The organism is Brachybacterium sp. AOP43-C2-M15 (assembly GCF_052446295.1).
Classification (GTDB): Bacteria; Actinomycetota; Actinomycetes; order Actinomycetales; family Dermabacteraceae; genus Brachybacterium.
Genome location: NZ_JBQSWB010000017.1, coordinates 1 through 25,842 on the forward strand (window position 1 = coordinate 1; position 25,842 = coordinate 25,842).

Annotated in this window: 19 protein-coding genes and 1 tRNA gene; 9 read left to right on the plus strand and 11 right to left on the minus strand. The window is 73.9% G+C overall.

The annotated features are described in order from the left end of the window. Positions 1-46: 46 nt before the first annotated feature. A complete protein-coding gene (locus ACT3SP_RS15750) occupies positions 47-1,738 on the minus strand; it encodes a GTPase family protein (RefSeq protein ID WP_444588251.1) in 1,692 nt (563 codons plus the stop codon). Continuing rightward, positions 1,735-3,489: a dynamin family protein gene (locus ACT3SP_RS15755; RefSeq protein ID WP_444588252.1), complete on the minus strand. Its 1,755-nt coding sequence runs from the start codon at positions 3,487-3,489 to the stop codon at positions 1,735-1,737. Before ACT3SP_RS15755 ends, ACT3SP_RS15750 begins: the two co-directional genes overlap by 4 nt. Before the next feature lie 172 nt (positions 3,490-3,661). Between ACT3SP_RS15755 and ACT3SP_RS15760 the strand changes: the two genes are divergently transcribed. Then, positions 3,662-4,576 (plus strand): hypothetical protein, encoded by a 915-nt coding sequence (locus ACT3SP_RS15760; RefSeq protein WP_444588253.1) that lies wholly within the window; start codon positions 3,662-3,664, stop codon positions 4,574-4,576. Between the two features lie 88 nt (positions 4,577-4,664). Here the strand turns inward: ACT3SP_RS15760 and ACT3SP_RS15765 are convergent, their stop codons facing one another. Then, on the minus strand, positions 4,665-5,942 hold the full coding sequence (locus ACT3SP_RS15765; protein WP_444588254.1) for an acetoin utilization protein AcuC: 1,278 nt from the start codon (positions 5,940-5,942) through the stop codon (positions 4,665-4,667). A 180-nt stretch (positions 5,943-6,122) separates the two neighbouring features. On the opposite strand from ACT3SP_RS15765, the gene ACT3SP_RS15770 reads away from it, so the two are divergent. Together ACT3SP_RS15770 and ACT3SP_RS15775 are read left to right on the plus strand one after the other, a co-directional pair. Next, positions 6,123-7,538, plus strand: coding sequence for a TrkH family potassium uptake protein (locus tag ACT3SP_RS15770; RefSeq protein ID WP_444588255.1), 1,416 nt, complete (start codon positions 6,123-6,125; stop codon positions 7,536-7,538). 89 nt (positions 7,539-7,627) lie between these two features. Continuing rightward, entirely contained in the window at positions 7,628-8,293 is a 666-nt protein-coding gene (locus tag ACT3SP_RS15775; RefSeq protein WP_444588256.1) for a potassium channel family protein, read from the plus strand. Between the two features lie 105 nt (positions 8,294-8,398). Here ACT3SP_RS15775 and proC read toward each other — a convergent pair whose 3' ends face one another. From proC to ACT3SP_RS15800, 5 genes are all read right to left on the minus strand, one after another. Next, positions 8,399-9,283, minus strand: coding sequence for a pyrroline-5-carboxylate reductase (gene proC, locus ACT3SP_RS15780; RefSeq protein ID WP_444588257.1), 885 nt, complete (start codon positions 9,281-9,283; stop codon positions 8,399-8,401). Positions 9,284-9,325: 42 nt separating this feature from the next. Then, the gene (locus ACT3SP_RS15785; protein ID WP_444588258.1) at positions 9,326-10,312 is read right to left on the minus strand and encodes a DUF368 domain-containing protein; all 987 of its coding nucleotides are present in this window, start codon (positions 10,310-10,312) and stop codon (positions 9,326-9,328) included. 107 nt (positions 10,313-10,419) lie between these two features. After that, positions 10,420-10,671, minus strand: a complete 252-nt coding sequence (locus ACT3SP_RS15790; RefSeq protein WP_444588259.1) for a hypothetical protein — start codon at positions 10,669-10,671, stop codon at positions 10,420-10,422. Then, a complete protein-coding gene (locus ACT3SP_RS15795) occupies positions 10,668-15,362 on the minus strand; it encodes a hypothetical protein (RefSeq protein ID WP_444588260.1) in 4,695 nt (1,564 codons plus the stop codon). Before ACT3SP_RS15795 ends, ACT3SP_RS15790 begins: the two co-directional genes overlap by 4 nt. 150 nt (positions 15,363-15,512) lie before the next feature. Further along, positions 15,513-16,382, minus strand: a complete 870-nt coding sequence (locus ACT3SP_RS15800) for a DeoR/GlpR family DNA-binding transcription regulator (RefSeq protein ID WP_444588261.1) — start codon at positions 16,380-16,382, stop codon at positions 15,513-15,515. Positions 16,383-16,544: 162 nt separating this feature from the next. Here ACT3SP_RS15800 and ACT3SP_RS15805 point away from each other — a divergent pair, with 162 nt between their 5' ends. Beyond that, the gene (locus ACT3SP_RS15805; protein WP_444588262.1) at positions 16,545-17,039 is read left to right on the plus strand and encodes an antitoxin; all 495 of its coding nucleotides are present in this window, start codon (positions 16,545-16,547) and stop codon (positions 17,037-17,039) included. Positions 17,040-17,117: 78 nt separating this feature from the next. Here ACT3SP_RS15805 and ACT3SP_RS15810 read toward each other — a convergent pair whose 3' ends face one another. Continuing rightward, a complete protein-coding gene (locus ACT3SP_RS15810; protein WP_444588263.1) occupies positions 17,118-17,747 on the minus strand; it encodes a copper resistance CopC family protein in 630 nt (209 codons plus the stop codon). A gap of 78 nt (positions 17,748-17,825) precedes the next feature. Further along, positions 17,826-19,259, minus strand: a complete 1,434-nt coding sequence (locus tag ACT3SP_RS15815) for a nitrilase-related carbon-nitrogen hydrolase (protein ID WP_444588264.1) — start codon at positions 19,257-19,259, stop codon at positions 17,826-17,828. Between the two features lie 74 nt (positions 19,260-19,333). Between ACT3SP_RS15815 and ACT3SP_RS15820 the strand changes: the two genes are divergently transcribed. The 3 genes from ACT3SP_RS15820 (at position 19,334) to ACT3SP_RS15830 (ending at position 22,545) form a co-directional block, all read left to right on the plus strand. Then, a tRNA-Arg gene (locus ACT3SP_RS15820) sits at positions 19,334-19,406 on the plus strand. Between the two features lie 164 nt (positions 19,407-19,570). Then, the gene (locus ACT3SP_RS15825) at positions 19,571-20,488 is read left to right on the plus strand and encodes an NADP-dependent oxidoreductase (protein ID WP_444588265.1); all 918 of its coding nucleotides are present in this window, start codon (positions 19,571-19,573) and stop codon (positions 20,486-20,488) included. Positions 20,489-20,508: 20 nt separating this feature from the next. Next, positions 20,509-22,545, plus strand: a complete 2,037-nt coding sequence (locus ACT3SP_RS15830) for a prolyl oligopeptidase family serine peptidase (protein WP_444588266.1) — start codon at positions 20,509-20,511, stop codon at positions 22,543-22,545. Between the two features lie 4 nt (positions 22,546-22,549). On the opposite strand, the gene ACT3SP_RS15835 is transcribed toward ACT3SP_RS15830, so the two are convergent. After that, positions 22,550-24,049, minus strand: coding sequence for a SulP family inorganic anion transporter (locus tag ACT3SP_RS15835; RefSeq protein ID WP_444588267.1), 1,500 nt, complete (start codon positions 24,047-24,049; stop codon positions 22,550-22,552). 194 nt (positions 24,050-24,243) lie between these two features. Between ACT3SP_RS15835 and ACT3SP_RS15840 the strand changes: the two genes are divergently transcribed. After that, on the plus strand, positions 24,244-24,540 hold the full coding sequence (locus tag ACT3SP_RS15840) for a hypothetical protein (protein WP_444588268.1): 297 nt from the start codon (positions 24,244-24,246) through the stop codon (positions 24,538-24,540). Positions 24,541-24,741: 201 nt separating this feature from the next. Beyond that, the gene (locus ACT3SP_RS15845; RefSeq protein WP_444588269.1) at positions 24,742-25,695 is read left to right on the plus strand and encodes a hypothetical protein; all 954 of its coding nucleotides are present in this window, start codon (positions 24,742-24,744) and stop codon (positions 25,693-25,695) included. The last annotated feature ends 147 nt before the right edge of the window (positions 25,696-25,842 follow it).

Consider the following 25,842-nt stretch of genomic DNA (forward strand, 5'->3'; position numbering starts at 1 on the left):
CCGACGCCACGGTCGACCAGCCATTCTACACGGCACCCCTGGATGCTCAGCCGTGCGCCAGTGCGAGATCCCTCGCAGCCGCCCGGGCCCGCGCGAGCTCCTGCTCGACCTCGCCGACCACCTGCTCATGGGCGACGTCCCGCACCCGGGCGGTGAGAACGCGGCGAGCCCGACGGCGGTGCCGGGTGGCGGTCAGCGCGGCCACGGCTCCCCCGGCCACCCCGAGGAGGATGCCCGCGGCGATGCCGAGCACCACCATCACGGTGGGCAGCGGGATCGGGATCCACAGCTCCTCGACCATGGGCATCGGCGGCGGCGGGATCCCGAGGAAGGCCAGCAGCGCGTTCAGGCCCAGCCAGCCCAGTCCCACCACCCAGGTGAGCAGGGCGAGCCACTGCAGCACGTCGAGAACGGGCCACCACCAGGAGGTGGTCCCGGAGCGCAGGTCCGCCTCCGCGACCGCCTGGTCCAGCGCATCGGGCAGCTGCTCCTCGCGGGAGCGGGCCGCGCCCCGGATCGCGGCGCGCCAGGGATCGCTGCCGCCCTCGGAGGCGGCGTCGGCGAAGCGGCGCACCCCGCCGGCGGCGCGGGCTCGTGCGGCGGCGTCCGGGGCAGGCAGCGAGGTGCGCTCGAGGCCCTCCCCGTCGCGCTCGCGGCCGATGCCGAGCCGTCGCAGCGGGTCCGGTCGGGCGGTGCGCAGCCAGCGCAGGGGCGGCCAGCCCACCTTCCCGGCCGCGCGGTAGCGGTAGGAGGCGCCGGCTGCCCGGGCGACGGGCTCGACCCGCGCCGCGGAGGCGAGGTCCGCGACCAGGGCGTCGACGTCGGCGGGGGCGGCGCGCTCGACGAGACCTGCGGGGTCGGCGGTCGCCTGCAGCGCCTCGGCGGCGCCGCGCACGTCGGCGCGCTGACGGGAGGCGATCGCCTCCCGGCCGCGGGCGATCATGAGCAGGTGCGAGCGCAGCTGCTCGATCCCCTCCCCCGTGCTCGCCGAGGTCCCGAGCACGGGGGCCCGGTCCAGGCCGTCGGCGCGGGCGATGCCGGCGAGGGAGGCGAGCACCTCGTCCCGCTCGTGCTCGCGGATCCGGTCGATCTGGTTGAGCACCAGCACGGTGACGGCGTCGTGCCCGGCGAAGGGCCGCACGAACTCCTGATGGAGGACGGCGTCGGCGTACTTCTGCGGATCGGTGACCCAGACGATCACGTCGACCAGACCGGTCATCCGCTCGGCGACGGCACGGTTGGCGGACTCGACGGAGTCGAGGTCCGGCAGGTCCAGCAGCACGACCCCCGGAGGGCCGGAGGGCTGCTCGCGGCGGGAGCGTCGGCCCTTGGCGGGGCGGGCCGCGGCCACGGCGAGGGCGGCGTCGGTGCCGTCGAGGTGGTGGCGGTCCTCCACCTCGAGCCAGTCCAGCAGCGCATCGCTGCCGCTGCCGCCGAGCACCGCGGCGACGGGCGTCGCGGTGGTGGGACGGCGCACCGCCGCACGGGAGATGTCCTTCCCGACCAGGGAGTTGACCAGCGATGACTTCCCGGATCCGGTGGCGCCGAAGAGTCCGATGACGGTGTGCTCGGCGGAGAGGGCGCGACGGCGGTCGATGCGGTCCAGCACCTCGTGCACCGCCGTGAGCTCGCTGCTCGGGGCGACGCCCTCGAGGGACTCGGCGGCGCGGTCGAGGGCGTCGATCCGTTCGATCAGCGGTGCGGGCTCGTCCGGGGAACGTCTCAGCAGCGGGCTCATGAGTCCTCCCGGATCTCGCCGGCGAGCTGGGCGAGCTCCTCGGCGTCCTGCGCGAGCCGCTCGGCGGAGCCCGGTTCCCCGAGGTCCTCGAGACGCTCCAGGAAGGGCCCGGAGCGCTCGGCGACGAGGGCGTCCAGACGGGTGGTGAGCGACTCCCGGGCCACGCGGGCCATGCGGCGCACGGCCTCGTCGCCGAAGATCGTCTCCAGCAGCTTCTGGCCCACCACGGCGGTGGCGGCGCCGGCCCCGACCTCGAGTCCGGTGGGGATGAAGGCGGTGGAGGCGAAGACCACGACCATCAGGGCCACGCCGACGGCGTTCACGCCGAGCGAGAGCAGGCGCGCCTTCGTGCGCCGGTCCGCGCCCTCCGCGCGCACCAGCTCGAGCACGTCCCCCTGCCAGGCGCGGATCGCGGCGGAGACCTCCTCGGCGTAGCCGTCGGGGATGCGAGCGAGGTCGCGGCCCTCCACGAGGTGCCGTCCGGCCGGGGTCGTGCGCCATGCGGTCTCCGCCCGCTCGGCCCCCCGGGCGGTCTCGTCGATCACCACGTGGACGAGCCCGGTGCCGAGCGCCTGCTCGGCGGCGATCGCGGGCGCGGGCCGACCGCTCAGGGTCGCGCCGAGGCGGTCGCGCATCCGGGTCACGATCCCCTCGACGCCGCGGAAGAACTCGCCGGTGCCGACGACGTCCTGCCAGCGGGCCAGCACCTCGCCGCGCAGCAGGGAGCCGTCCCCGAGGGCGTCGTCGATCCGCTCCCGGGCGCCGGAGAAGGCGGTGACGGCCTGCTCGTGCAGCTGCCGGCGCTGAGCGTCCTGCTCGGCGGCGTGCTCGGCGATGCTGCGGGCGGAGCCGGCGAGGCCGTCGATCGCCCCGGCCAGGGTGCGACGGGCGATGCGGCTGCGCCCGGCGCCGTCGGCGGCGAGGCGGGTGAAGTGCTCGTGCAGCTCGCCGATCGCGGCGGGCGGGAGCATGCCCTCGGCGTCGATCTCCGTCTCCGGGACCAGGAAGAGCCGGTGCACCTCGATCCCGTTGCGCTCGAGCATGGCGCGCAGGTCCTCGGCGAGCTCCCCGGCCACGCCCTCGCGGTCCGGAATGCGGTTCATGACCACGTCGACCGTGACGTCGCGCTCGGCGGCGGTGCGCAGCACCTCCCAGGGCACGGCGTCGGCGTAGCGGTTGGCGGTGGTGACGAACAGCCACAGGTCCGCCGCGCGCAGCAGCTGCCGGGCGAGCTCGCGGTTGCCGGCCGCGACCGAGTCGATGTCCGGGGCGTCCAGCAGCGCGAGCCCCTGCGGGATCCGCTCCTCGCCGTGCAGCTCGAGGGAGGTCGCGGGGGCGACGTCCCCGGTGGTGTCCCCGGTGCCGGGCGCCTCGGCGTCGCTCCGCAGCCCCGCGTGGACCCGGGCCAGGCCCGGCAGGATCCGGGAGCCGGTGAACCAGGGCTCGTCGTCCGGGTGGTGCAGCAGCACCGGCCGACGGGTGGTGGGGCGGATCGCGCCGGAGCGGCTGACCGCCTTTCCCACCAGCGCGTTGACCAGGGTCGACTTGCCGGCTCCGGTGGAGCCGCCGATGACCACCAGCAGCGGGGCGTCGAGCGATTCGAGCCGCGGGATCACGTGGTCGCCGAGCTGGGAGAGCGCGGCCCCGGTCTCGGTGCGGGCCTGCTCGGCCCCCTCCACCGGGAGCGGCAGCTCGAGAGTGCGCAGATGCTCGGCGAAGGCGTCGAGCACCTGGGTGGTCCGAGTCGTCATGGGTCCCCCGCTCCGTCAAGGTGAAAGCCCCGGAGACGGGGCATCCGGATCACATTGTGTCAGGAGTCCGAGAACCAGCTACGAAGCTGAGCCCTCACCTTCCAGAACCGCAATTCGGTCCGCATCCATCTTGCTATCGTGCAGAGACCAGTCGCCGATTCCGGGAGCAGTCATGCCGTCGGACCCGATCACACCGTGGAATGATCGTCGTCACCGCAGCTGGCGCGGACACTCCCGATGGTTCGTTCCCCTGGCCCTCTCGGCCGCGATCTATCTGGGTGCCTTGGCGGCAGTCACCGCTCTCACGCCCGACGGCGATGAGGAAGTCGGCGCGTTGCACGCTCTGGGGGTCCTCGCACTCTTCGGCCTCGCCTTCGTGGGTCCAGCGGTCTGCCTCGTCCTCGCCGCTGTCGGTGCACACGGGATCTGGCGAAGCTGGCGGCGGAGCAGAGGGCGCTTCACGAAAGGTGATCAACGCTGGATCGCGCGCAGGCGCGCGGCCGAGGCCGAGCAGGACGCGGACCGTCGAGCGCTCCGCGGCGCACTCGCACTGCGCGAGGAGCTCCTGGCCGGGGCATCCCCTGCGGCCCTGCCTGTGCACGATGTCCTTCCCGCACGAGGTGAAACCTTCCACCTCCGAGGAGATGCGCGATACCAGCGCTATTACGGCCAGGACGTCTCGTACTCGACGTCCAGCACGATGGCATTCGGGCGCCCGACCTTTGTCGCAGCCGCCCTCGTGGCCTCAGCGGCATCGAACGCCTCCGCTCGATCGCGTGCTCACGCGATGGCGCGCGCCCAGTGGCGCGAGGACCAGATGTTGGAGATCGTCGTGTCGAATCAGAGGATCAGGTGTCGCACCGCGGCCCACGGTTGGTTGAACTTCGACTTCGAGGGCATCTCCGCGATCTACCCGGACCTGGCGCAGAGAACCGTCATTCTCGAGTTCGAGCAGGGTGCGCCGCTGCTCCTCACCAGCAGACTGGTACCCGCCGCCTGCGTTCTTGCGATTCATGCACGTCTGGGAGCCGAAGGCCTGCGCAACCACCCGACGGTCGGCCAGCTCGTCCAGTCCGCGCGATCATGACTGCAGGACGCGCGCGAGACCACCGCTGATCAAGCACCGCTGTGACCCTCTTCTGTGTCGCAGAGACCCGTCCTCGAAGAGCCGCGCCTCAGTCCAGGAACGGGTCCAGCCCCCAGTCGGGGAAGGCGGAGCGGCGCGCGGCCTGGACCGCCCGGTCGAGGGCGTCCTCGGGGTCGAAGCCCCTCTCCCAGTCCCGCACCTGCAGGGGACGGGACTCGCCGAAGGCGAGGATGCCCGGCTCCGGGGAGAGCCCGTGGGCGGCACGGGCCTCCTCGGCGGCCTCGACGTAGCCCGCCGGCAGCGGGGCCGACGGGTCCAGCGCCTCCCCGGTCGCGATCGCCACGAGATGCGCCCAGGAGCGCGGGACCACGTCGATCACCGCGTACCCACCGCCGCCCAGGGCGAGCCAGCGGCCCTCGCACACCTCGTCGGCCAGCTCCCGCATCAGCAGCATCACCTCGCGCTGGGCCTCGAGGGAGACCGAGAAGTCGGCCAGCGGGTCCAGTCGATGGGTGTCGGCGCCGTGCTGGGTGACCAGCAGCGTCGGCCGCACCGCGCGCACCAGGGCGGGCACGGTCGCGCGGATGGCGCGCACCCACCCGTCGGCCGTGGTGCGCGGCGGCAGCGGCAGGTTGATCGCGGTGCCCTGGGCGTCGGCGCCGCCGGTGTCCTGCACGAAGCCGGTGCCCGGGAACAGCCGCTCCCCGGTCTCGTGGACCGAGAGGGTGATCGCGCGCGGCTCGTCCCACAGCGCCCGCTCGACCCCGTCGCCGTGGTGCACGTCGACGTCGACGTACATCACCCGCTCCTCGCCGGTGTCCAGGGCGCGGCGGATCGCGAGGGCGGCGTCGTTGTAGACGCAGAAGCCGGAGGCGGAGGCCGGCTTGGCGTGGTGGAGGCCGCCGGCGAAGTTCACGGCCCGACGCACCCGGCCCTCACGGATCGCGTCGACCGCGGCCAGGGAGCCGCCGGCGATGCGGGCGGAGGCGGTGTGCATGCCCGCGAAGGTCGGGACGTCGTCGCCGCCGAGGCCGAAGCGGAGCAGCTCGTCGAGATCCTCCGCGCTCAGCTCCTCCTGCGGGACCGACGCGCGCCGGACCGCGTCGATGTACTGCGGATCGTGGATGCGGGCGAGCTGCTCGTCGCTCGCGACGGGGGCCTCGATGTCCGTCACGCCCGGGCGCTCGAGCAGGCCGGCGCCGCGGGCGAGCTCACGGGTGAGGGTCAGTCGGATCGGGGCCATCGGGTGGAAGGGGCCGAAGTCGTACTCGCACAGCGCGTCGTCCCAGACGATCCCGGTGCCGACGTGCGCGCAGGCGTCGAAGGTCGGCGGGTCGGGATCCGGGAGGGGCGCATCGTCGGGCATGCGGGGAAGCGTACCCAGAGCGGCGGCCCGACGCCCGCCCGGGCCGCTCCCCGGGCCGGACGGACGACGCCCGGCACGGCCCCGGAGCGCCCGGGGCCCACCGGTGGCCGCGCCCGCCCTCGAGCGGTCGTAGACTGCCGCGGATGCGACCGCGGGTCGCCGTGACGAGGACGGGAACAGATGAGTGCTGGCGGTGCGCGAGGCGCGCGGAGGCGCACGGCGCCGGTCTGGGCGCGGCGCCGCGCCCCGGGCTGGCGCGATCATGCCCGGTCGCTGCTCAAGGCCACGCCGGCGCGGATCGCCCTGGGGGTGTTCACCCTGCTGATCGGGGTGTTCACGATCCTGCTCTCGCTGCCCGCGGCGACGACCGGCCCCGAGCGCACCTCCCTGACCGATGCCCTGTTCACCGCGGTCTCCGCGATCTGCGTGACGGGACTGGTCACCGTCGACACCGGCACCCACTGGTCCGCCTTCGGTCTCACCGTCCTCATGATCGCGATGAAGCTCGGCGGCCTGGGGCTGATGACGGTCGCCTCCCTGCTGAGCCTGTCGGTGATGCACCGGCTGGGGCTCGCCCAGCGGGTGATCACCGCCCAGGAGACGCGGGCCGAGCGCCTGGCGGAGGTGGGCGGGGTGCTGCGGATCATCCTCCTCACCTCGACCGCCTTCGAGGTGGTGACCTTCGTGGCCCTGACCCCGTACATGGTGATCACCGACCACGGGATCGGGCAGTCGCTGTTCCTGGGCCTGTTCTACGCGATCAGCGCCTTCAACAACGCAGGCTTCGTGCCCGAGGCCGCGGGCACCGCGCAGTACCTGGGCGATCCCTTCTTCACGGTCCCCATCGGACTCGCGGTGCTGGTCGGGTCGCTGGGCTTCCCGGTGATCCTGGTGGTGGTGAAGAAGCTGCGCACGCCCCGCCGATGGAGCCTGCACGCGAAGCTCACGCTGACCACGACCGCGCTGCTGCTGGTGCTGGGCGCGGTCGGCTACCTGGTGATGGAGTGGTCGAATCCCCAGACCCTGGGCGGCCAGGGCCTCGGGTCCAAGCTGCTGGGGGCGGGCTTCGCCTCCGTGATGCCGCGCTCGGGCGGCTTCTCGACGGTGGACGTGGGAGCGATGACCGCGGAGTCGCGCCTGCTCACGGACCTGCTGATGTTCATCGGCGGCGGGTCGGGCTCGACCGCCGGCGGGATCCGGGTGACCACCTTCGCGCTGCTGATGCTCTCGATCTGGGCGGAGGTGCGCGGCAACCCCGACGTGGAGGTGTTCGGCCGCCGCATCCCCCACGAGACCATCCGGCAGGCCATCGGCGTGCTCGTCATGAGCGCGACCGTGGTGTTCCTGGCGACCTTCCTGCTGCTGCGGATGACCCCGTACTCGCTGGACCAGACGCTGTTCGAGTCACTCTCGGCCTTCGGCACGGTGGGGCTCTCCACCGGGATCACCGCATCTCTCCCCACCGAGGCGAAGTGGGTGCTGATCGTGTGCATGTACGTGGGGCGGCTGGGCCCGATGACCCTCGGCGCGGCGCTCGCCATCCGTTCCCGCGTGCGCATGATCCAGCTCCCCCAGGAGCGACCGATCGTCGGCTGAGCCCCTGCGGTCCCGGCGGGCGCCGCCCGGCTTAGACTGTGCCCGCTCTGCTCGCCGACCTCGCGAGCCCCCGTCCCGAAGGAGCAGCCATGCCCCGCAGCGCACGCGATGACGGAGTGCTCGTCATCGGACTGGGCCGCTTCGGCGCCTCGATCGCCCTCACCCTCGAGAAGCTCGGCACCCAGGTGCTCGCGATCGACAGCAACGAGGAGCTGGTGCAGAAGCACTCCGGTCAGCTCACGCACGTGGTGCGGGCCGACGCCACCCAGCCCGAGGTGCTCGAGCAGGTCGGTGCCGGGGACTTCTCGATCGCGGTGGTCGGCGTGGGCACCTCGATCGAGTCCAGCGTGCTGATCGCCGCGAACCTGGTGGACCTGGGCAGACCGGTGATCTGGGCGAAGGCGATCTCCGTCGCGCACGGCCGGATCCTGCAGCGCATCGGCTGCCACCACGTGGTCTACCCGGAGGCGGACGCCGGCAAGCGGGTCGCGCACCTGGTCAACGGGCGGCTGATGGACTTCATCGAGTTCGACGACGACTTCGCGATCGTGAAGATGCGCCCGCCGCGCGAGGTGCAGGGCATGACGCTGGCCGACTCCGACATCCGCCAGCGCCACGGGGTCACCGTGGTGGGTGTGAAGTCGCCGGGCAAGGACTTCACCTACGCGGTGCCCGAGACCATGGTGGCCGCCCACGACCTGCTGATCGTCTCCGGCCGCACCGAGCTGATCGAGAAGTTCTCCCAGCGCCCCTGACCGGCGATCCGCCCGCCTCGCGCGACCGCCCGGTCGGAGGGTCGCGCCGTCGGAGGGTCGCGCCGTCGCAGTGTCGCGCGGTCGGGCGCTGTCGCGCCCGGGCCCTCAGTCGCGGGTCATGTCCCGGGACTTCTGGGCCGCGGCGGCCATGGCGCCCGCGACCCCGGCCCGCATCCCGGCGCGCTCGAGCGCGGCGAGCCCCTCGACGGTGGTGCCGCCGGGGCTGGAGACGCCGTTCTTCGCGACCGCCGGGTGCACGCCGCTCTCGCTGAGCATGGTCGCCGCTCCGCGCACCGTCTGCTGCACGAGCGCGGCCGCGAGGTCGCGCCGGAGGCCCAGGCGGACGGCCTCGTCGGTCATCGCCTCGATGATCGCGAACACGAAGGCGGACAGCGACCCCGCGGCGCCGATGAAGGCGTGCACCTGCTCCTCGGTGATGTCCACGGCCACGCCGGCGCGGGAGAACAGGGCGTGCACCAGGGCGTGCTGCTCCTCGGTGACGGCCGCGCCGCGCATGAGCCCCACCGCGCCCTCGCCCACGGAGATGGGGGTGTTGGGCATCGCGCGCTCCACCGCGGCCCCCTCCGACAGCGCCTCCTGGATCTGGGCGAGGGTGATCCCGGCGGCCAGGGAGATCACCAGGGCGTCGGCGGGCAGGTCCTCACGGAGCTCGGCGAGGAGATCGAGGATCTGGTACGGCTTCACCCCGAGCACCACGACATCCGCCTCCCGCACCGCGTCCCGGCGGGAGGGGGCGGCGGTCGCGCCCAGCTCCTCGGCGGCGCGCTCGCTGCTGGCGGCCGAGGAGTTCACGATCTGCACGTGCTCCGGTGCGGCGCCCGCGGCGAGGACGGTGCGGGCCACGGCCCCGCCCATGTTGCCCGCCCCGATCAGCACGATCCGCACCGCGGAGGGATCGACGGGCGCGGCACGGTCGGCGGAGGCGGCGGGGGTGGTCGGGTCTGCGGTGATCGCGGCGGGGTCGTCCATGGGCCCCAGGGTACGCGGGTGGCGCCGCGCTCGGCCCGTCGCTCAGTCCCCCGTGCCGGCCGCCGCGCGGGCGGCCGCGCGGGCCTCGACGAGGACCAGCAGCTGCACGACCAGCACCCCGGCCACCGCGATGCCCAGCAGCAGCGGCCAGTCGGCGCCGGGCGCCTGCAGGGACCCGTCGGCCCCCTGCCACGGCCACAGGCTGCGCAGCGCGCCGATCATCACGCCGGAGAGCACCACCATGGTCGCGCGGTGGTGGCGGGTGAGCAGGTGACGCATCAGCTTGACCACGACGACCAGGCCCACGCAGGCCCAGAGCCCGAACCAGGCGATGTAGCCGAGGTCGCGCTCGTCGACCGCTTGCAGGGTCGGCTGGTACAGCCCGAGGCTGAGCAGGAGGAACGAGCCCGACAGGCCGGGCAGCACGAGCGCGCACACCGCGATCGCCGCCGCGGGGGCGACGATCCAGGGGCTCGGGTCGAGGGAGGCGGTGGGCAGGGAGGTCAGCAGCAGCCCGGCGAGGACGCCGAGCCCGAAGCGCAGCAGCTCCGGGAGCCTCCATCTGCCGCCCGAGAGGCGGACCGGCACCAGCACCGAGCCGGCCACGAGACCGAGGAACAGGGAGCGCATCGTCTGCGGGTGGTCCTCGACCAGGCGGGAGACGGGCCCGGCGACGGTGAGCACCGCCGTCGCCATCCCGATCAGGAGCGGGATCACCAGCACCCAGGACACGGCCCGCAGGTGCTCCTTCGTCCCCGCGAGACGGTCCGGGCCGGTGAGGAGGCGACGGGCCGCCGCGGTCATGTGGTGTCCGGCGTCGATCAGCTCGTCATAGATCCCGGTGACCAGGGCGACGGTGCCGCCGCTGACGCCGGGCACCGTCTCGACCACCCCGATCAGGGCGCCGCGCAGCAGGTTGCCCAGCGGGTTGCGGTGCTGGGGCAGCACCGGGGGCGCGCCGGGACCGGGCGCGGGGTCCCCCGCGGAGGTCGCGCGCCGCGAGGCGGCAGGAGAGGCGGCATCCGTCATGTCCCCAGAGTACGGAGCGCGGCCCCGAGCACCACCGGGGCCGCGCCCAGGAGTGGTCGCCCTCACCCCTCACGGCCCCGTGCCGGGGACGCTCCTGCGGGCGCGGCTCAGCGGCCGCGGCCCCAGTGCGGGGGCACGTCCCCGGCGATGCGGGCGTCGTTGGACTCGTCGGCACCGGGCTCGGGAGCATCCTCGTCGACGCGGTCCGGGAGGATCGGTCGGCGCTCCGCGGACGGCCGCTCCTGCACGGTCTCCGTCTCGTCCCAGGGGATCGGCTTCCCGGTCACCGAGGAGATGACGACCCTGCGCGGCGGGCGAGCCGCGGCCCCGCCCCGCCCGTCGGTCCCCGAGGTGCTCACTGCCGTTCCTGGTAGCGGCGGATCGCGCTGGAGACGGACACGTCCAGCAGCACGGACCGCTGTTCGAAGCCGAGGAAGCTGCGCACCTCGGTGGCCAGGTGCTCCTCGAGACGGGCTCGGCCGTCGGAGCAGATGTACTCGACCACCGCGTCGAAGTCGTCGCTCGAGTAGAAGGACAGCGGGTGGCCCGCGGGGATCTGCGGGCGCGGCAGGCGGTGGCGGATGGTGCCCACGCCCGACGGGGAGTCCGAGCGCTCCTCGGCCTGGACCAGGCGCAGCGCCCGGTCCACGGCCCGACGGATCCGCTCGGCCTCGCCATCGGGGTCGATGAACAGCGCCCAGGACCAGACGCGCTCGGTGGCCCAGCCGGCCTGTTCGAGGCGTTCGGCCCGCAGCCGGTCGCGCTCGCGCTGGCTCGGGGTGTCGACGTAGTGGGCGCCGTCGGTGTCCACGGCCAGCAGCAGACGGCCGGGCATGTCCGGATGGCCCAGCGCCAGCTCGATCCGGTCGGCGGAGAGGCCGAAGTCGCGCTCGACCAGCAGGCCCAGGCGATGGAGACGATCGGCGAGGTCCTGGACCAGCGCATCGGTCTCGAGCGCCCGCGGGGGGCGCGGCGCCTGCTCGGGCTCGGGCTCGGGCTCGGGCTCGGGCTCGGGCTCGGAGGGATCCTCCTCGGCGGCGGTGCCGGGGTCGCTCTCTCCGGCGCCGTCCGCGACCGTCGGGCCGTCGACCGGCGACCCGTCGACCGAGCTCTCCTCGTCGGCCGACGTCCCGTCGGACTGCTCGCTCGCCTCGGTCCCGGCCGACTTGCGGGCCAGCGCGGCCTCGATCGCCGCGTCCAGATCGTCGTCGGACAGCTCCTCGGCCGCGTCCGCGTCACCGGCTGCCGATCGCTCACCGCTCGCGGCCGCGCCGGGGGCCGCGGCGCCCTGCTGGGCCGGAGCCGCAGGCACCAGCGGCGGCTCCTGCGGAGCCGGCGGGGCGATCTCCTGCTCGCTGCCGACCAGGGAGGCGACGTGCGGCACGACCGGGACGTCGGGCCCGCCCTGCAGGACCCACAGCATGGCGCGCAGGTCGCGGGCACCGTCGCTGCGCAGGCGGGCATGGTCGAGGTCCTGCACCCCGAGCGAGGAGACGACCGTGGTGCGGCCTCGGGCACGGGTGATCACGGTGGCCAGGGCCTTGCGACCGCTCGCCTCGGAGAGGGGGCCGAAGCGGTGCAGGAGGCGGCCGTGCGGAGTCTTCCCGAAACCGACCGAGACGATGATGTCGTCGCGCACCACGGCGGTGGCCTGATCGGCGGGCAGGACGGTGAAGACCTCCTCGGCGCCGGGGTCGAAGTAGTCGCGCAGGGCGGGGATCACCGAGACGGTGTTCATGATCCGCTCCATCAGCCGCCGCGCGTGCTCGGCGGTGAAGGTCAGCACCGCGAGCGAGCGCTCGGGGCGGGACCGGGCGTGCTCGATGACCAGATCGGTGACCCGGCGCAGCTCCGCCTCGGTGCTCTCGACGTACTCCATGCCCTCGGTGACCGGGCCGCGGCCGTTCTCGACGCTCACCAGACGGTCCCGCTCCGGCGCGATCGGGCTGGGCACGGCGACCACCTCGCCCACCAGGGCACGGCGCTGGGCGAAGCCGCGCAGCCCCTCGGTGGCCGGGTGCGGATCGCGCAGGATCTCGAGATGCGGGGCGATCCGCAGCATGTCGTCCAGCAGGCTGGGGGCCGCGTCGCCGCCGTACTCCAGCGGATCGCCGACCACGACGGTCTGCTCGGCACGGACGATCGAGGGCAGCGCGGCGGCGGTGGGCAGCCGTCCGCCGTCGGCCACGATCACCACGTCGAAGTGGCGGCCGCGCGGGATCACCTGCGGCACCAGGTACGGCGAGGCGAGCCAGGCCGGGCGGGCGGCGAACAGGATGTCCTCGTACTTGGCGGCCAGGTCCCGGATGGAGACGGTCGAGGAGCGGGCCAGCTCCGCGATCGCGGAGCGGGAGGTGTCCGGGTAGGACTTCATCGTCGCCACGCGGGTCTCGTCGGCCGCGGCGTGCACCCGGGCGGAGGCGCGGGCGAGGTGCTCCGCGTCCAGGCGGCGGAAGCGCTCGGCGACCTGGGACAGCGAGGTCCCGTCGTAGGTGGAGATGGTGGGCTCGGCGCCCGCGATCAGCTCGAGCACGCTGCGCCACCAGGCCAGGTCGAGCTCGGCGCCGACCTGGTCGATCGGGACCCGTCGGGTGCGGAGGTCCTCGACCAGCTCGCCGAGGCCGTCGAAGCCGAGTCGACGCAGCAGCTCGGTGCGGCGCGGAAGGGTCTCGAGGTCCGCCCGGTCGTCATGGAGCGCCCGGGCCCGACGCTCGAGCTCGTCGAAGTCCGTGCGGGCGAGGTCCGCGCCGGCGTCGGTGCCGTCCAGCAGCACGGCGAGCTCGTCGAGGACCTTCTCGGCCCGTCCGGCGGCCTGGCGCACGCTGTCGAGGTCGTCGGGCAGCCGGGGCCGCGAGATCGCCGTCGCGGCGCCCTCGGCCCCGTCAGCCGTCCCGGCTGTCGTCCCATCGGCCGTTCCGTCGGCCGTCCCGTCGCCCGCCGCCTCGCGTCGCCAGTCCTCGACGACCGCGCGGGCCTGCCCGAGCTCGTGGTGGAGGTCCGGGGAGAAGGAGGCCGGGCGCTGCAGGGCGGCGGCGTCCTTGCGCAGCCGACGCCGCAGGCCGAATCCCATCGTCACCCCGCGCTCCTCGCGCCACTTCTTGTCCGCGGTGGCGGTGACCAGATCCGCGAGCGGTGCCGAGAACACCGCCGACTGGAACGTGCCCAGCAGCACGCGCACCCGGTCCAGCAGGGCGATCCGGTCGACCAGGCCGTCGAGGCTGGTGGGCTCCTGCAGGCCCAGTTCGCCGCCGCTGCGCGATGCGGCCCGGCGCAGCTGCGGCAGGATCACCTCGCGCAGCTCGTCGATGAGCTCCTCGGCCCGCGCGGCCTGGGTGTCACTGCTGATGGGGGCGCCGTACCAGGCGGTCATCTCCGGCCCCGTGGTGAGCACCCCGACCTCGGCGGCCTCGCGCAGCGCCTCGGCGAAGCGGTCCCGGTCCTCGCCGATCATCTGCGCGGCGACGTCGGCCCGCAGCCGCACCTGCGTGCGCGGCGCCGGGGTGAGTCGGGTCAGGGCGGCCAGAGCGGAGATCGCGTCGTGCGCCGACGCGTCCCAGGGCTCCTGCACGCGGTGCATCGCCTCGACGTGACCGACCAGCAGATCGCGGCTCTCGGCGAGCTCCGCCGGCGCCTCGTCATCGGGTCCGAGCCCGTGGGTGCCGGCGCGGCGCAGGCTGCGCAGCAGGGCCGCGGAGGCATTGCGCTGCAGGGACGGGTCCGGGGAGAGGTCGAAGACGAGCTCCTCGAGGCCTCGGCCACGCGCGATCTCGACCAGCTGGGAGAGGTTGCGACGGCGCTGGGAGACGATCAGCACCGAGCGGCCGCGGGCGTTGAGCTCCTCGGCGAGGTCGACCACCAGACCCAGGCTGGTGGTGCCGGGGGGAGTCGTGACGGCCAGGTCCTGCCCCGCGAGCACGCGGCCCAGCACCGCGCGGTGGCCGGGGTCGACGGCGGCGACCAGATCGCTCTCGGCCACCTCGGGGACCTCCCGCTGCGCCTCCTGGCCGCGGACCACACCGCGCGCCTCCTCGTCACCGGCGAGCGCCGCGACCAGCGGGGACGACGACCAGTCGGCGCGATCGGCCGCGAGGTCCTCGGCGACGGAGCCCGCAGCGTCCATGAGGTTCCCGACCACCAGGGCGTGCATCACGCGGAAGCCCGGCAGCGGCTGGCCGAGGGCGCGGAAGGCGTCGAGCACGGGATTGGGGTCGAAGCCGTGCGAGCCGTCGGTGGTGGCCAGCAGTGCCCGGGCGTCGACGGCGACCCCGGCCTCGCGCAGGGAGCGCAGCAGCACCGGGTTGAGGTCCGCGGTGGCATCGACCTCGAGGTCGACGTCCTCGCGCGCGTTGCCGCGCAGGCGCAGCGTGATGGGACGGACCAGCACCGGGGCGTGGATCGGCTCGGAGCCGTCCTCCGGGTACCAGATGGCCTCCCCGATGCCGAGGTGGCAGGTGGTCAGGCCCACCTCCTCCGCATGGCGCTCGGCGATCTCGCGGATGGAGCGGGCATGGGCGCGGGCATCGGCCAGGGCGCCCACCTCGCGCACCAGCGAGGACAGTCGGGTGGGGCCGCGCCCGGCCAGCAGCTGAGCGAGGCCGGAGGGATGCGAGTGCGTCAGGTCCAGGACCGTTCCGCCGGCCCGGATCTGGGTGAGGAAGGACGGTGCGTGCACGCCGCCGGTGATCTGCTGGGACCAGTGGTCCAGCGCGTCGGCGACCCGCTCCTCGCGGCTCAGCGGGCGATGCTCGTGCGGTGCAGGAGGGAGATCGTCCTCGTCCTGCTCAGGGGCGATGCCCGCGCCGACCTCGTCCAGGCGACGGTCCACGACGACCTCGTACCCGCCCGTCGGGTGCTCGTGCGCGGGCTCCGCACCGGTCGCCTCGCCGTCCGGCGCGGCGGAGGACTCCGTGACCGACGGATCGCCGTCCGGGGCGGCGGCGGTCGATGCGCCGCGACGCTCGCGGGCCAGGGCCGACAGGGCGTCGTCACGGGGGACCGCGTCCTCGCCCGAACGCTCCGACCGCTTCTTCCCGCGCAGGAAACTCCACATGGTCGCCCACGCTACCGGGGCGGCACCGCCACCCCGTGCAGGCGTGCCGCGCGTCCACGCTCCGGCCTGCTCACATTCTGTCCCGCAGCACGTCGCTCACACCGCACCATCCGTGCGAGCTCCTACCGCTCGTCCCTCGCAGCACGTCGCTCACACTTCATGCAGCCGGACCGAGGTCTCCTCGAGATGGGCCCGCAGATCCTCGGGCACGGGGCCGGCGATCACCAGATCGGTGAGCACGGAGACGGGGCAGATCCCGGCGAGCGCGCGGTGCCCGAGCTTGTCCGCAGTGGCCACGCCCACCACCCGCCGCGAATGGCCGATCATGATGCGGGTGACCCCGGCCTCGGCATCGGAGTTGCAGGTCAGGCCCGCGCTCAGGTCCAGGCCGACGGTGCCCACGAACATCGTGTCCAGCCACAGGTCGCGCATGGTGGCGGTCGCCAGCGGCCCGGTGAGCTCGAAGGAGTACGGCTCGGCCACCCCGCCGAGGACCACCGTGCGCACCGACGGGCGCAGCACCGCCTCGGTCGCGATGTTCAACGCCGCGCAGACGACCGTCAGCCCCGGGGACCCGTCACGGGAGTCGATATCGGGACGGGCCACGGCACGACGCGCAGTCGCCGTGGTGGTGCGCCCGCCGTTGAAGCCGATGATCTGTCCGGGCTCGACCATCGCCGCCGCCTTGTCCGCCACCCGCTCGCGCTGCGAGGAGCTCTCGTCGGCGCTGCGAGGAACCGTCGCCAGGGAGTAGGCGACGTCCACGGCGACGATCCCGCCGTGCGTGCGCCGTGCGAGCTGGGCGCGCTCCATCTCCATGAAGTCCCGTCGCACGGTGGACTCGCTGACACCGAGCTCCCGCGCCACCTCGGCGACGCTGAGCCGCTTGGTCGACGCCAGCAGCGTGAGCACATGGTCCCAGCGCGCGCTGCGATCCTTGACCGGGGTCCGCTCCCCCGCGGCGGGAGCTGTCGACGCCGTCTCTCGTGTCTCGTCCGTGTCAGAGTTGCGCAGATTCACGCGCCCAGTATTGCGCGCTTGACGACGACTGGCCGCACCTTCGCGCAGAACCGCTCATATTCGAGCGAGATCTCAGGTCACGTTTGAGTCACGGGACCAGCCCGGCATATGTTGACGACATCGCTCCGGACACGGGGCGAACACGCGAACGAAAGGACAGACATGGGCTTCGACGACGCGCTCAACAAGGCCAAGGACTTCGCAGGAAACAACTCCGACAAGGTCGATCAGGGCCTCAGCGGCGCGACCGACAAGATCAAGGAGCGCACGCCCGACAGCATCGACAGCCATGTCGACACCGGTGCTGACGCGGCCCGCGATCACCTCGGGATCGGCGGCGACAGCAACCAGGGGGGCCAGCAGCAGGGCGGCCAGCAGGGCGGCGGCCAGCAGCAGGGTGGCCAGCAGGGCGGCCAGCAGCAGGGCGGCCAGCAGGGCGGCGGCCAGCAGCAGGGCGGCCAGCAGCAGGGCGGCGGCCAGCAGCAGGGCGGCCAGCAGCAGGGCGGCGGCCAGCAGCAGGGCGGCCAGCAGCAGGGCGGCGGCCAGCAGCAGGGCGGCCAGCAGCAGGGTGGCGGCCAGCAGCAGCAGGGCGGCCAGCAGGGCGGCGGCCAGCAGCAGGGCGGCCAGCAGCAGGGCGGCGGCCAGCGGGGCATCTGATCCCGGTCGTCCGACCGCACAGCGAGAAACCCCCGGCGCCGATGGCGTCGGGGGTTTCTCGCGTGCGCTGCGGTCCCGTCAGTCCCGCCGACGCACGATGACGACACCGGTCACGACAGCGCCGACGACGACCACGGCGATGACCGCGATCAGCGCAGTCATCCCGAACCCGTCCTCCACGGCGGTCGCCGGCTCGGGGTCCTCGGCCGCGGAGTCCTCGGCGGGCTCCTCGGCGCCGCCGGCGTCGCTCGCGGCGGGCTCCTCGGCGCCGCCGGCATCGCTCGAGCCGGTCGCCGCGTCCGGGCCCTGCTCGACGGTGATCGCGAAGGTCCCCTCGATGGGATGGCCGTCGCTCGAGACCACGCGCCACTGCACGCTGTACTCCCCGGCCGGGAGCTGCTCGGGCAGCGCCGCGGTGGCGACGGGACCGTCGATCGTCGGGGTGATCTCGGCGACCTCGGTCCCGGACTCGTCGGAGATCCGCACCAACGGGCTCACCTCGAGGATGTCCGCGGAGAAGGTCAGAGCGATCTCCTCGGGCGAGGTCTCCAGGCTCTCGCCGTCGGCGGGGTCCGACTCGAGGAGCGTGTCGTGCGCCATCGCGGGCGCGGGCAGGAAGATCAGCGCAGCGAGCAGCAGGGCGCCGCACAGCGCGAGCAGCGTCGTGGGACGCGCGACAGCAGGGCGGCCGATCAGGGAAGTGGTCATGCCTCCAGGCTACGACAGCGCAGGCGAGGCGGGACTATGGCCCCGGCCACCCCGCGCCGGTCCTGCGACGGCCTCGCCTCAGGCGCGGGGCAGCTCCACATGGTGCTCGAGTACCGGCAGGGCCGCGCGGGCGGCCGCGATCTCCTCGAGGTCGAGGTCCACCAGCAGCAGGCCGGGCTCGCGCCCCAGCTCCTGCTGGACGGCGCCGAGGGGCCCGACGACGGCGCTGCGGCCGATGCCGCGAGCATCCTTGCCCGTGTACTCCGCAGGCGGGGACTGGTCCGCGGCGAGGACCACGGTGGTGGCGTCGAGGGCGCGGGCGCGCAGCAGCAGCTGCAGCTGCTCGCGCTTGCCCGGCCCCTCCTTCCAGGCCAGCGGCAGCAGGATCGCCTGCGCACCGAGCTGGGCGAGCGCCGTGAACTGCTCCGGGAAACGCACGTCGTAGCAGGTGGCGATCCCGACATGGGTGCCGGCGAGCTCGAAGATGACCAGCTCGTCGCCGGGAGCGACCGTCCTGGACTCGTCGGCCCCGAAGGCGTCGAAGAGGTGGATCTTGCGGTACTCGAGATGCGGGTCCCAGTTCGGGCCGCGCACGATGACGGTGTTGTGGACACGACCGTCGTCGGTGGCGGTGAACGATCCGGCGACCACCACGATCGCGTGCTGCTCGGCGAGCTCCTGGACGATCTGGGCGAAGCGCTCATGGTGCGCCTCGGCGGCCCCGCGCAGGTCCGTGCCGAAGGGGCTGAGCGTGGCCTCGGGCAGCAGCACCAGATGGGCGCCCTGCTCAGCGGCCTCGGCGACCGCGAACCGCACCGTCGCGACGGTCTCCTCGAACTGCTCGGAGACCTCGATCTGGGCGAGGGCGATGCGGGGGCCGGCGGCGCGGCGCACCTGGGCGAGGGCGTCGGGGGTGTCGATGTCGGACCCTTCGGCACCGGTGACGGGCACGGTCGCGAGCTCCTCCTCGCCGAGCCGACCGTAGAGGCGACGCAGGCTGAGCCCCGCCCAGCCGCCGTCGGGGTTCTCGACCTCGGCGAGGGCGGCGCGCAGCCGCCCCAGCGGCCAGGCGGCGCCCAGGAACTGCACGGTCCCGTCCTCGGCCTCGAGCGCGGCGACGGAGGTCGTCTCGGCGCTGCGCTCGGCGAGGGCGCGGAGGGTCTCCGGGCGCAGCATCGGCATGTCACCGCCGAGCACGAGCACGGTCGCCTCGTCGGGCCCCTCGGAGAACTCCGCGACGCCGCGGGCGAGGGCGGCCAGCGGCCCGGAGCGCGGCGGGTCCTCGAGCACGAAGCGGGCTCCGTGGCGCTCGGCGAGCACGTCGCCGTCCTCGCCGCTGGGACCCACCACGATGCGGCGGCCGACGGGGGCGGCGCGCAGCACCCGCTCCAGCGCAGTCGCCCCGGCGATGGGCAGGCGGGTCTTGTCCGTGCCGCCCAGGCGCGAGGAGGCCCCGCCGGCCAGGATCACGGCGGCGACGGTGGCGGAGGTCTCGTGCAGATCGCGGGACATGCAGGGATTCTCCCACGGAGCGCTACGATGTCCCAGGCCCCGGTTCGCGGTGCAGATCGCGTCGAGGCCGCTTCGCCCCCGTAGCTCAGGGGATAGAGCACCGCTCTCCTAAAGCGGGTGTCGCGCGTTCGAATCGCGCCGGGGGCACTGGACGGATCGTGCGGACATGGAGTTCCTCGCCGGCGGCGAACGCTCCCCGCGCGGCGAACGCTCGCCGTGCGGCGACGAGGCCCTCCGGTGCCGCAGGAGCGCAGCAGGCCACTCCGGACGGCGTCTTGACCGGGCGTCGCCGATCGCCGAGGATCGCTGCCATGTCCGCCGCCCGGTCCCTCGTCCTGGTCGCCACCGCCTACGGCGGCCCCGAGCATCTGCAGCTGATCGAGCGCGATGCTCCCTCGCCCCGGGCGGGCGAGATCGCGATCGCGGTGCGCGCCGCCGGCGTGAACCCGGCCGACGTCAAGCGCCGTGAGGGCCTGTTCGGCACCTCCGGCCCGCTGCCCCTGGCCATGGGCCTCGAAGCCGCGGGCGTGGTCACGGCCCTCGGGGACGGGGTGGAGGACGTCGCCGTCGGCGACGAGGTGCTCGGCGCTCCCGCCCGGGGCCAGGGCTCCTTCGCGGAGCGCACGGTGCTGCGAGCCGCCGACTCCGTGCGGAAGCCCGCCGCGCTGTCCTTCGCCGTCGCGGCGACGCTGCCCGTCGCGGGCACCACTGCGTACGACCTCCTCCACCAGGTCCCCCTCGAGGCCGGCGACACGGTGCTGGTGCTCGGAGCCGGCGGCGGCGTGGGCCGATCGGTCCTGCAGATCGCACGGGCCCGCGGACTCCGGGCGATCGGGGTCGCGTCGGAGGGCAAGTGCTCCCTGATCGAGGAGACGGGCGCGCGGCACGTCCCCTCCGGCGACGGCGCCGCGGACGCGGTGCGCGACCTGGCGCCGGAGGGGGCGTCGCTGCTGGTCGACCTCGTCGGCGGGGCGGCGCTGCGCGCTCTGGCACCGCTCGTCGACGATCCGTCCCGCCTGGTCTCGGCGGCCGACGAGGACACCGCGACGGCGCTGGGCGGCACCGGCCGCGCCCGCTCGGAGGCGGCGCTGGCGGGGATCACCGAGCTGGCCGCCTCCGGGCAGGTGACCCCGTGCGTGCTGGAGACCTTCCCGCTGGTCCGTGCCGCCCAGGCGATCGCGCGTCTCGAGAGGGGTCACCTCGGCGGGAAGCTCGTCATCGAGCCGTGACCGCCGGTAGCGTGACGCGGGTGACTTCCGACGACGCCATCCCCACCACCAGCCCCACTCCGTCCGAGAGCTTCACCGACTTCTCCGACATCGACGGCTTCCTGCGCATCCCCCGCCTCGCCTCCGTGGCCGCCGGCCCGGACGGCCGCGTGATCGCCGCGATCCAGGAGGCCGACGAACCGGGCTCGAAGCTGGTCTCCTCGCTGTGGGAGCTCGACCCCGCGGGCGAGAAGCCCGCCCGTCGGCTGACCTTCTCCGAGAAGGGCGAGAGCGCCCCCGTGCCCGCCCCCGACGGGTCGATCCTGTTCAGCTCCTCCCGGCCCGATCCGCAGGGCGAGAGCGTGGAGGACAAGCCCGCGATCTGGCGCCTGCCCGCGACCGGCGAGGCGCAGCTGCTCGCCGCGACCCCGGGCGGGATCAGCCTGCTCGCCGTGGCGGAGGACGGCACCGTGCTCGCCGCCACCAGCGTGCTGCCCGGCGGCTCCCTCGAGGACGACGCCGAGCGCCGCAGCACCCGCAAGGACGCGAAGCAGACCACCATCTGGCACACCGGCATGCCGATCCGGCAGTGGGACCACGAGCTCGGCGACGCCGAGCGCCACCTGGTGCTGGTCTCCCCGGACGGCGAGATCACCGACCTCACCCCCGGCGTCGGCACGGTGCCGCTGAACTCCGCCGCCGCGGACCTCTCCCCCGACGGCACCACCGTCGCGACCTCCTGGACCCGCCGCGTGCGCGGCGGCGAGACCCGCAGCGACCTGGTGCTCCTGGACACCGCGACCCACCAGCGCACCACCCTGCTCGAGGCCGACGACGAGTCCCAGTACTCCAGCCCCTCCTTCTCCCCGGACGGCGCGCGCCTCGCCCTGGTCCGCTCGACCCTGTCCACACCGAGCGACACCAGCTACTCCCGGCTCGAGATCCGCACCCTCGCCGACGGCGCGACGGTCACCGTCCCGCTCGGCGACCTCACCCTCTCCGACCTCGACTGGGCCGACGCGACCACCCTGCTGGTCGCCGGCGATCTGCACTCCTCCGGGGCGGTCCTCACCGTGGACGCCGCCACCGGCGAGGCGCGGACCCTCGCCTCCGACGGGGTCTACTCCTCCCTCGCAGCCGCCTCCGACGGCGCGGTGCTCGCGCTGCGCAGCGACGTCGGCACCCCGGCCCGGCCGGTGCGGATCGCGGCCGACGGGGCGGTGACGGAGCTTCCCGCGCCGGGCGAGGTCGGCGCGCTGCCCGGCACCCTGGAGCGGGTGGAGACGGAGGTCGACGGGGTCACCGTGACCGGCTGGCTGTGCGTGCCGGCCTCGGCCTCGGCCGCGGAGCCCGCACCGGTGATGCTGTGGATCCACGGCGGGCCCCACGCCTCCTACAACGCCTGGAGCTGGCGCTGGTGCCCGTGGCTGTCGGTCGAGCGGGGCTACGCGGTGCTGATGCCCGATCCGGCGATGTCCACCGGCTACGGGGACGAAGGGCTCAACCGCGGCTGGCCGCGCCGGGCGGAGGTGGTGTTCCGCGAGTGCGAGACCCTCTTCGACCAGGTGCTGCAGCGCGCGGACCTCGACGGCTCGCGCACCGCGATGCTGGGCGCCTCCTTCGGCGGGTTCCTGGCGAACTGGATCGCAGGGCACAGCGACCGCTTCGACGCGATCGTCACCCACGCCGGGCTGTGGGCGCTGCCCCAGCAGCACCGCACCACCGACGCCGCCGCCTCGAAGATGCGGGTGCACCTGCACGAGGACGCGGACCCGGACTGGTACCGGACCAACTCGCCGCACCACGAGATCGACGCCATCACCACCCCGATGCTCGTCACCCACGGCAACCGCGACTACCGGGTGCCGGTCAGCGAGGCGCTCCGTCTGTGGTGGGACCTGGTCTCGGCCTGGGAGGGCGACCCGGAGGACATGCCTCACCGCTTCCTGCAGCTGACCAGCGAGAACCACTGGGTGCTGACCCCGTCGAACGCCCTGGCCTGGAACCAGGCGGTGCTGGCCTTCTGCGATCAGCACGTGCTCGGCGCGGAGCCGGTGCCGGACGTCCTGCCCTGGTGAGCGGTCAGTTCAACGTGCCGGTGAGCCGCCCGTGGAACCGGGTGGAGCGCTCGTCGAGCCCGGTGAAGCGCACGTCCTTGCCGTGGTCGGCGTACTTGCTCTGCAGGGAGTCGAGCACGGCCACGGTCGAGGCGTCCCAGATCTGGGCGGCGGAGAAGTCGACGCTCACCAGCGGCGGGTCCTGCGCATAGGCGAACTGCTCGACGAGGTCGTTGCTGCTGCCGAAGAACAGCGGGCCGCGCACCGCGTACTCGGCGATCCCCTCGCCCACCACCCTCTCCACCGTGGTCACATGCGCGACCCGGCGCGCGAACAGCACCATCGCGAGCAGCACCCCGGCGGCGACGCCGAGGGCGAGGTTGCTGGTCGCGACGACCACCGCGACGGTCACGAGCATCACGCAGGTCTCGGACAGCGGCATCCGCCGCAGCGTCGCGGGGCGCACGCTGTGCAGGTCCACGGTGGAGATCGCCACGACCATCATCACGGCCGCGAGGGCGGCCATCGGGATCTGCTCCATGAGATCCGAGAGCACGGTGACCAGCACCAGCAGAAGCACCCCGGCGACGAGGGTGGAGATCCGGGTGCGGGCCCGGCCCAGTTTCACGTTCACGACGGTCTGCCCGATCATGGCGCAGCCGCCGATGCCGCCCCACAGCCCGGCGAGGATGTTCGCGATCCCGAGCCCCCAGGACTCCCGGGACTTGTCCGAGCGGCTGTCGGTGAGGTCGTCGACGAGCTTCGCGGTCAGCAGCGTCTCCAGCAGCCCCACGAAGGCCACGCTGAGCGCGGTGGGCGCGATGAGGCGCAGCGTCTCGAGGTCCAGCGGGACCTGCAGCGCGGTGAGGCCGGGCAGTCCCCCGCCGGTGTCGCCCTCGTCGCCGACGGTGGGGACGGCCAGGTGCGCGATCGTCGCGATCGCGGTGACCACGATGATCGCGACCAGCGGGGCGGGCACCGCCTTCGTGATGCGCGGCAGCACCAGCACGATCACGAGGGTGAGCGCGAACAGGGGGTAGACGGCCGCCGGCACCCCGAGCACGTGCTGCAGCTGCGCGGTGAAGATCAGGATCCCGAGGGCGTTGACGAACCCGATCATCACCGAGCGGGGGATGAAGCGCATCAGCCGCGCGAGGCCAGTGACGCCGAAGACGATCTGGACGAGGCCGGCGAGGACGATCGTGGGCAGCAGGTACTGGACCCCGTGGGTGTGCACCAGGGGCGCCACCACGAGCGCGACCGTGCCCGCCGCCGCGGTGATCATCGCGGGCCTGCCGCCGAGGAAGGACATCGAGATCGCGAGCACCACCGAGGCCATGAGGCTCACCGTCGGGTCCACGCCCGCGATCACCGAGAAGGAGATGACCTCGGGGATGAGCGCGAGGGTGGTCACGACGCCGGCGAGCACCTCGGTGGTCAGCAGCCGCGGGCGGCGCAGCGCCTGCAGCGTGGTGGGATTCGCGGCGGATGCCGTGGCAGATGTCGTGGTGGGGGTCGCGGTCACCCCGGGATGCTATCCGCGCACAGGACACCGGCGGCCGCCGGTCCGCGCCCTCGAACGGGCGTCCCGGCGGTCGCGCTCCCCGGGAGGGCTACGCTGGAGGGACCGCACCGCCGCCGCGAGCCGCGTCCCCGGCCCCTGAGCCTCGGCCCCTGAGCCCCGCGCCCGACGCCACGGCCCCACCGGAGAGAGGATCCATGACCCCATCCGCCCCCCGCCGCTTCGACGCCACCTGGCTCCCGTTCGGGATGATGCTCGGCTTCACGGTGGGCATCGGCTTCGGGCTCGCAGTGATCGACAACCTCTTCCTCGGCGCGCTGGTCGGCTTCGGCGTGGGGGCCGGGTTCGGCATCCTCCTCGGGTTCCGCGCCGGCCGACGGGGCGGACGAGGACTGACCGACGAGGACGCCGAGGACGACTACAACCGCCGCCTCCACGGCGACCCGGGCCCGCAGGGCGGGGACTCGCGCCGACCTCCGCACCAACGGCCCTGAGCAGCCACGTCACCCTCCGACGACGGCGGCATGCCGACCTCCTGTGATGCCGGGCACAGAACGTTCACAGCCCCGCCACCGCACTTCCATGGGGATTCCTTGACCCTCCCTTGACCTTTTGGCACCGTGTGATCCGGACCGCACGGCTCGCGGATTCGAGGCACCGGGCCTCCCGAGCGGCGGACGAGGGGGATGACCACCATGACCACTACGATCACCACGGGCATCGCCGGCCGAGCCCGCTCCGCCCTGGCACTCGCCGCGGGGGCGGCGCTGCTGGGGCTGACGGGGTGCGCCGCCGAGGGAGGGGACGACGGCGCGGCACCGGCACCGGACGCGCCGATCGAGGCCTCCGACGGCGGCGGGGACGGGGCCGAGGAGCAGGACGAGGAGCAGGACGGGGACGAGGAGCAGGACGGCACAGGGGCCGACGAGGGTGCGGGAGAGGACGACGGTGCGGGAGAGGGGTCGGAGGACGGGCAGACGGGCGCCGAGGATCCGGGGGCGGCCGGGGACCGCACCCGGATCCTGCTCGTCACCGAGCCCGGGGTCGACGAGACCGGCGGCGACGGCGCGCCCGTCCTCCCCGCGGAGGAGCTCGCCGCGCTGCTCGCCGACCCCTTCGACGGCGTCGCCGAGTGCGAGGACGAGCTCGAGCTCGCACCGGGCGGAGACAGCGTGGACTGCATGGGCCCGCAGAGCTGGGACAGCACCGACCCCACCCAGGCATGGGTCGCGAACACCGTGTCCGTGCCCTCCGAGGAGGGCTTCCAGAACGGGTCCCGCCTCGCGGTGCTGTTCTCGACCGGTGACGAGCTCCCGGAGGCCGCGGCCGATCTGCTGGACGAGGAGGTGGCGCTGACCGGCGTGGGCATGGGGACGATGTTCGGCGCCGAGCCGCTGAGCGCCCAGGAGCTCGAGGACGCGACGCTGCAGACCCTCACCTCCGAGAACGCCTACGTGCCGGTCGCCGGGATGGCGGACTGGTCGGAGGTCACGTGCGAGGACGGCATGGACTTCGCGCAGTTCGGCACCGTCGGCTGCGAGGCGGGGACCGAGGACGGCGACACCTGGACGCTGCGCGTCGCGCCGGGCACCTTCGCCGAGAACGACCAGGGCCTGCTGGTGGGCATCGAGGTCCCCCGGGACGGCTGAGGCTCCCGCACCGCCGAGGGATCCCACCGGCGCCCGCGGTCAGTTTGCTCACCAGGAGCTTCCTGACCGCGGGCGCCGACGTTACGGTGGAACCGCGCCGGGTGGACGAGCCCGGGCGCCGCGGCCGGGACGACCCGGCCGACGGGA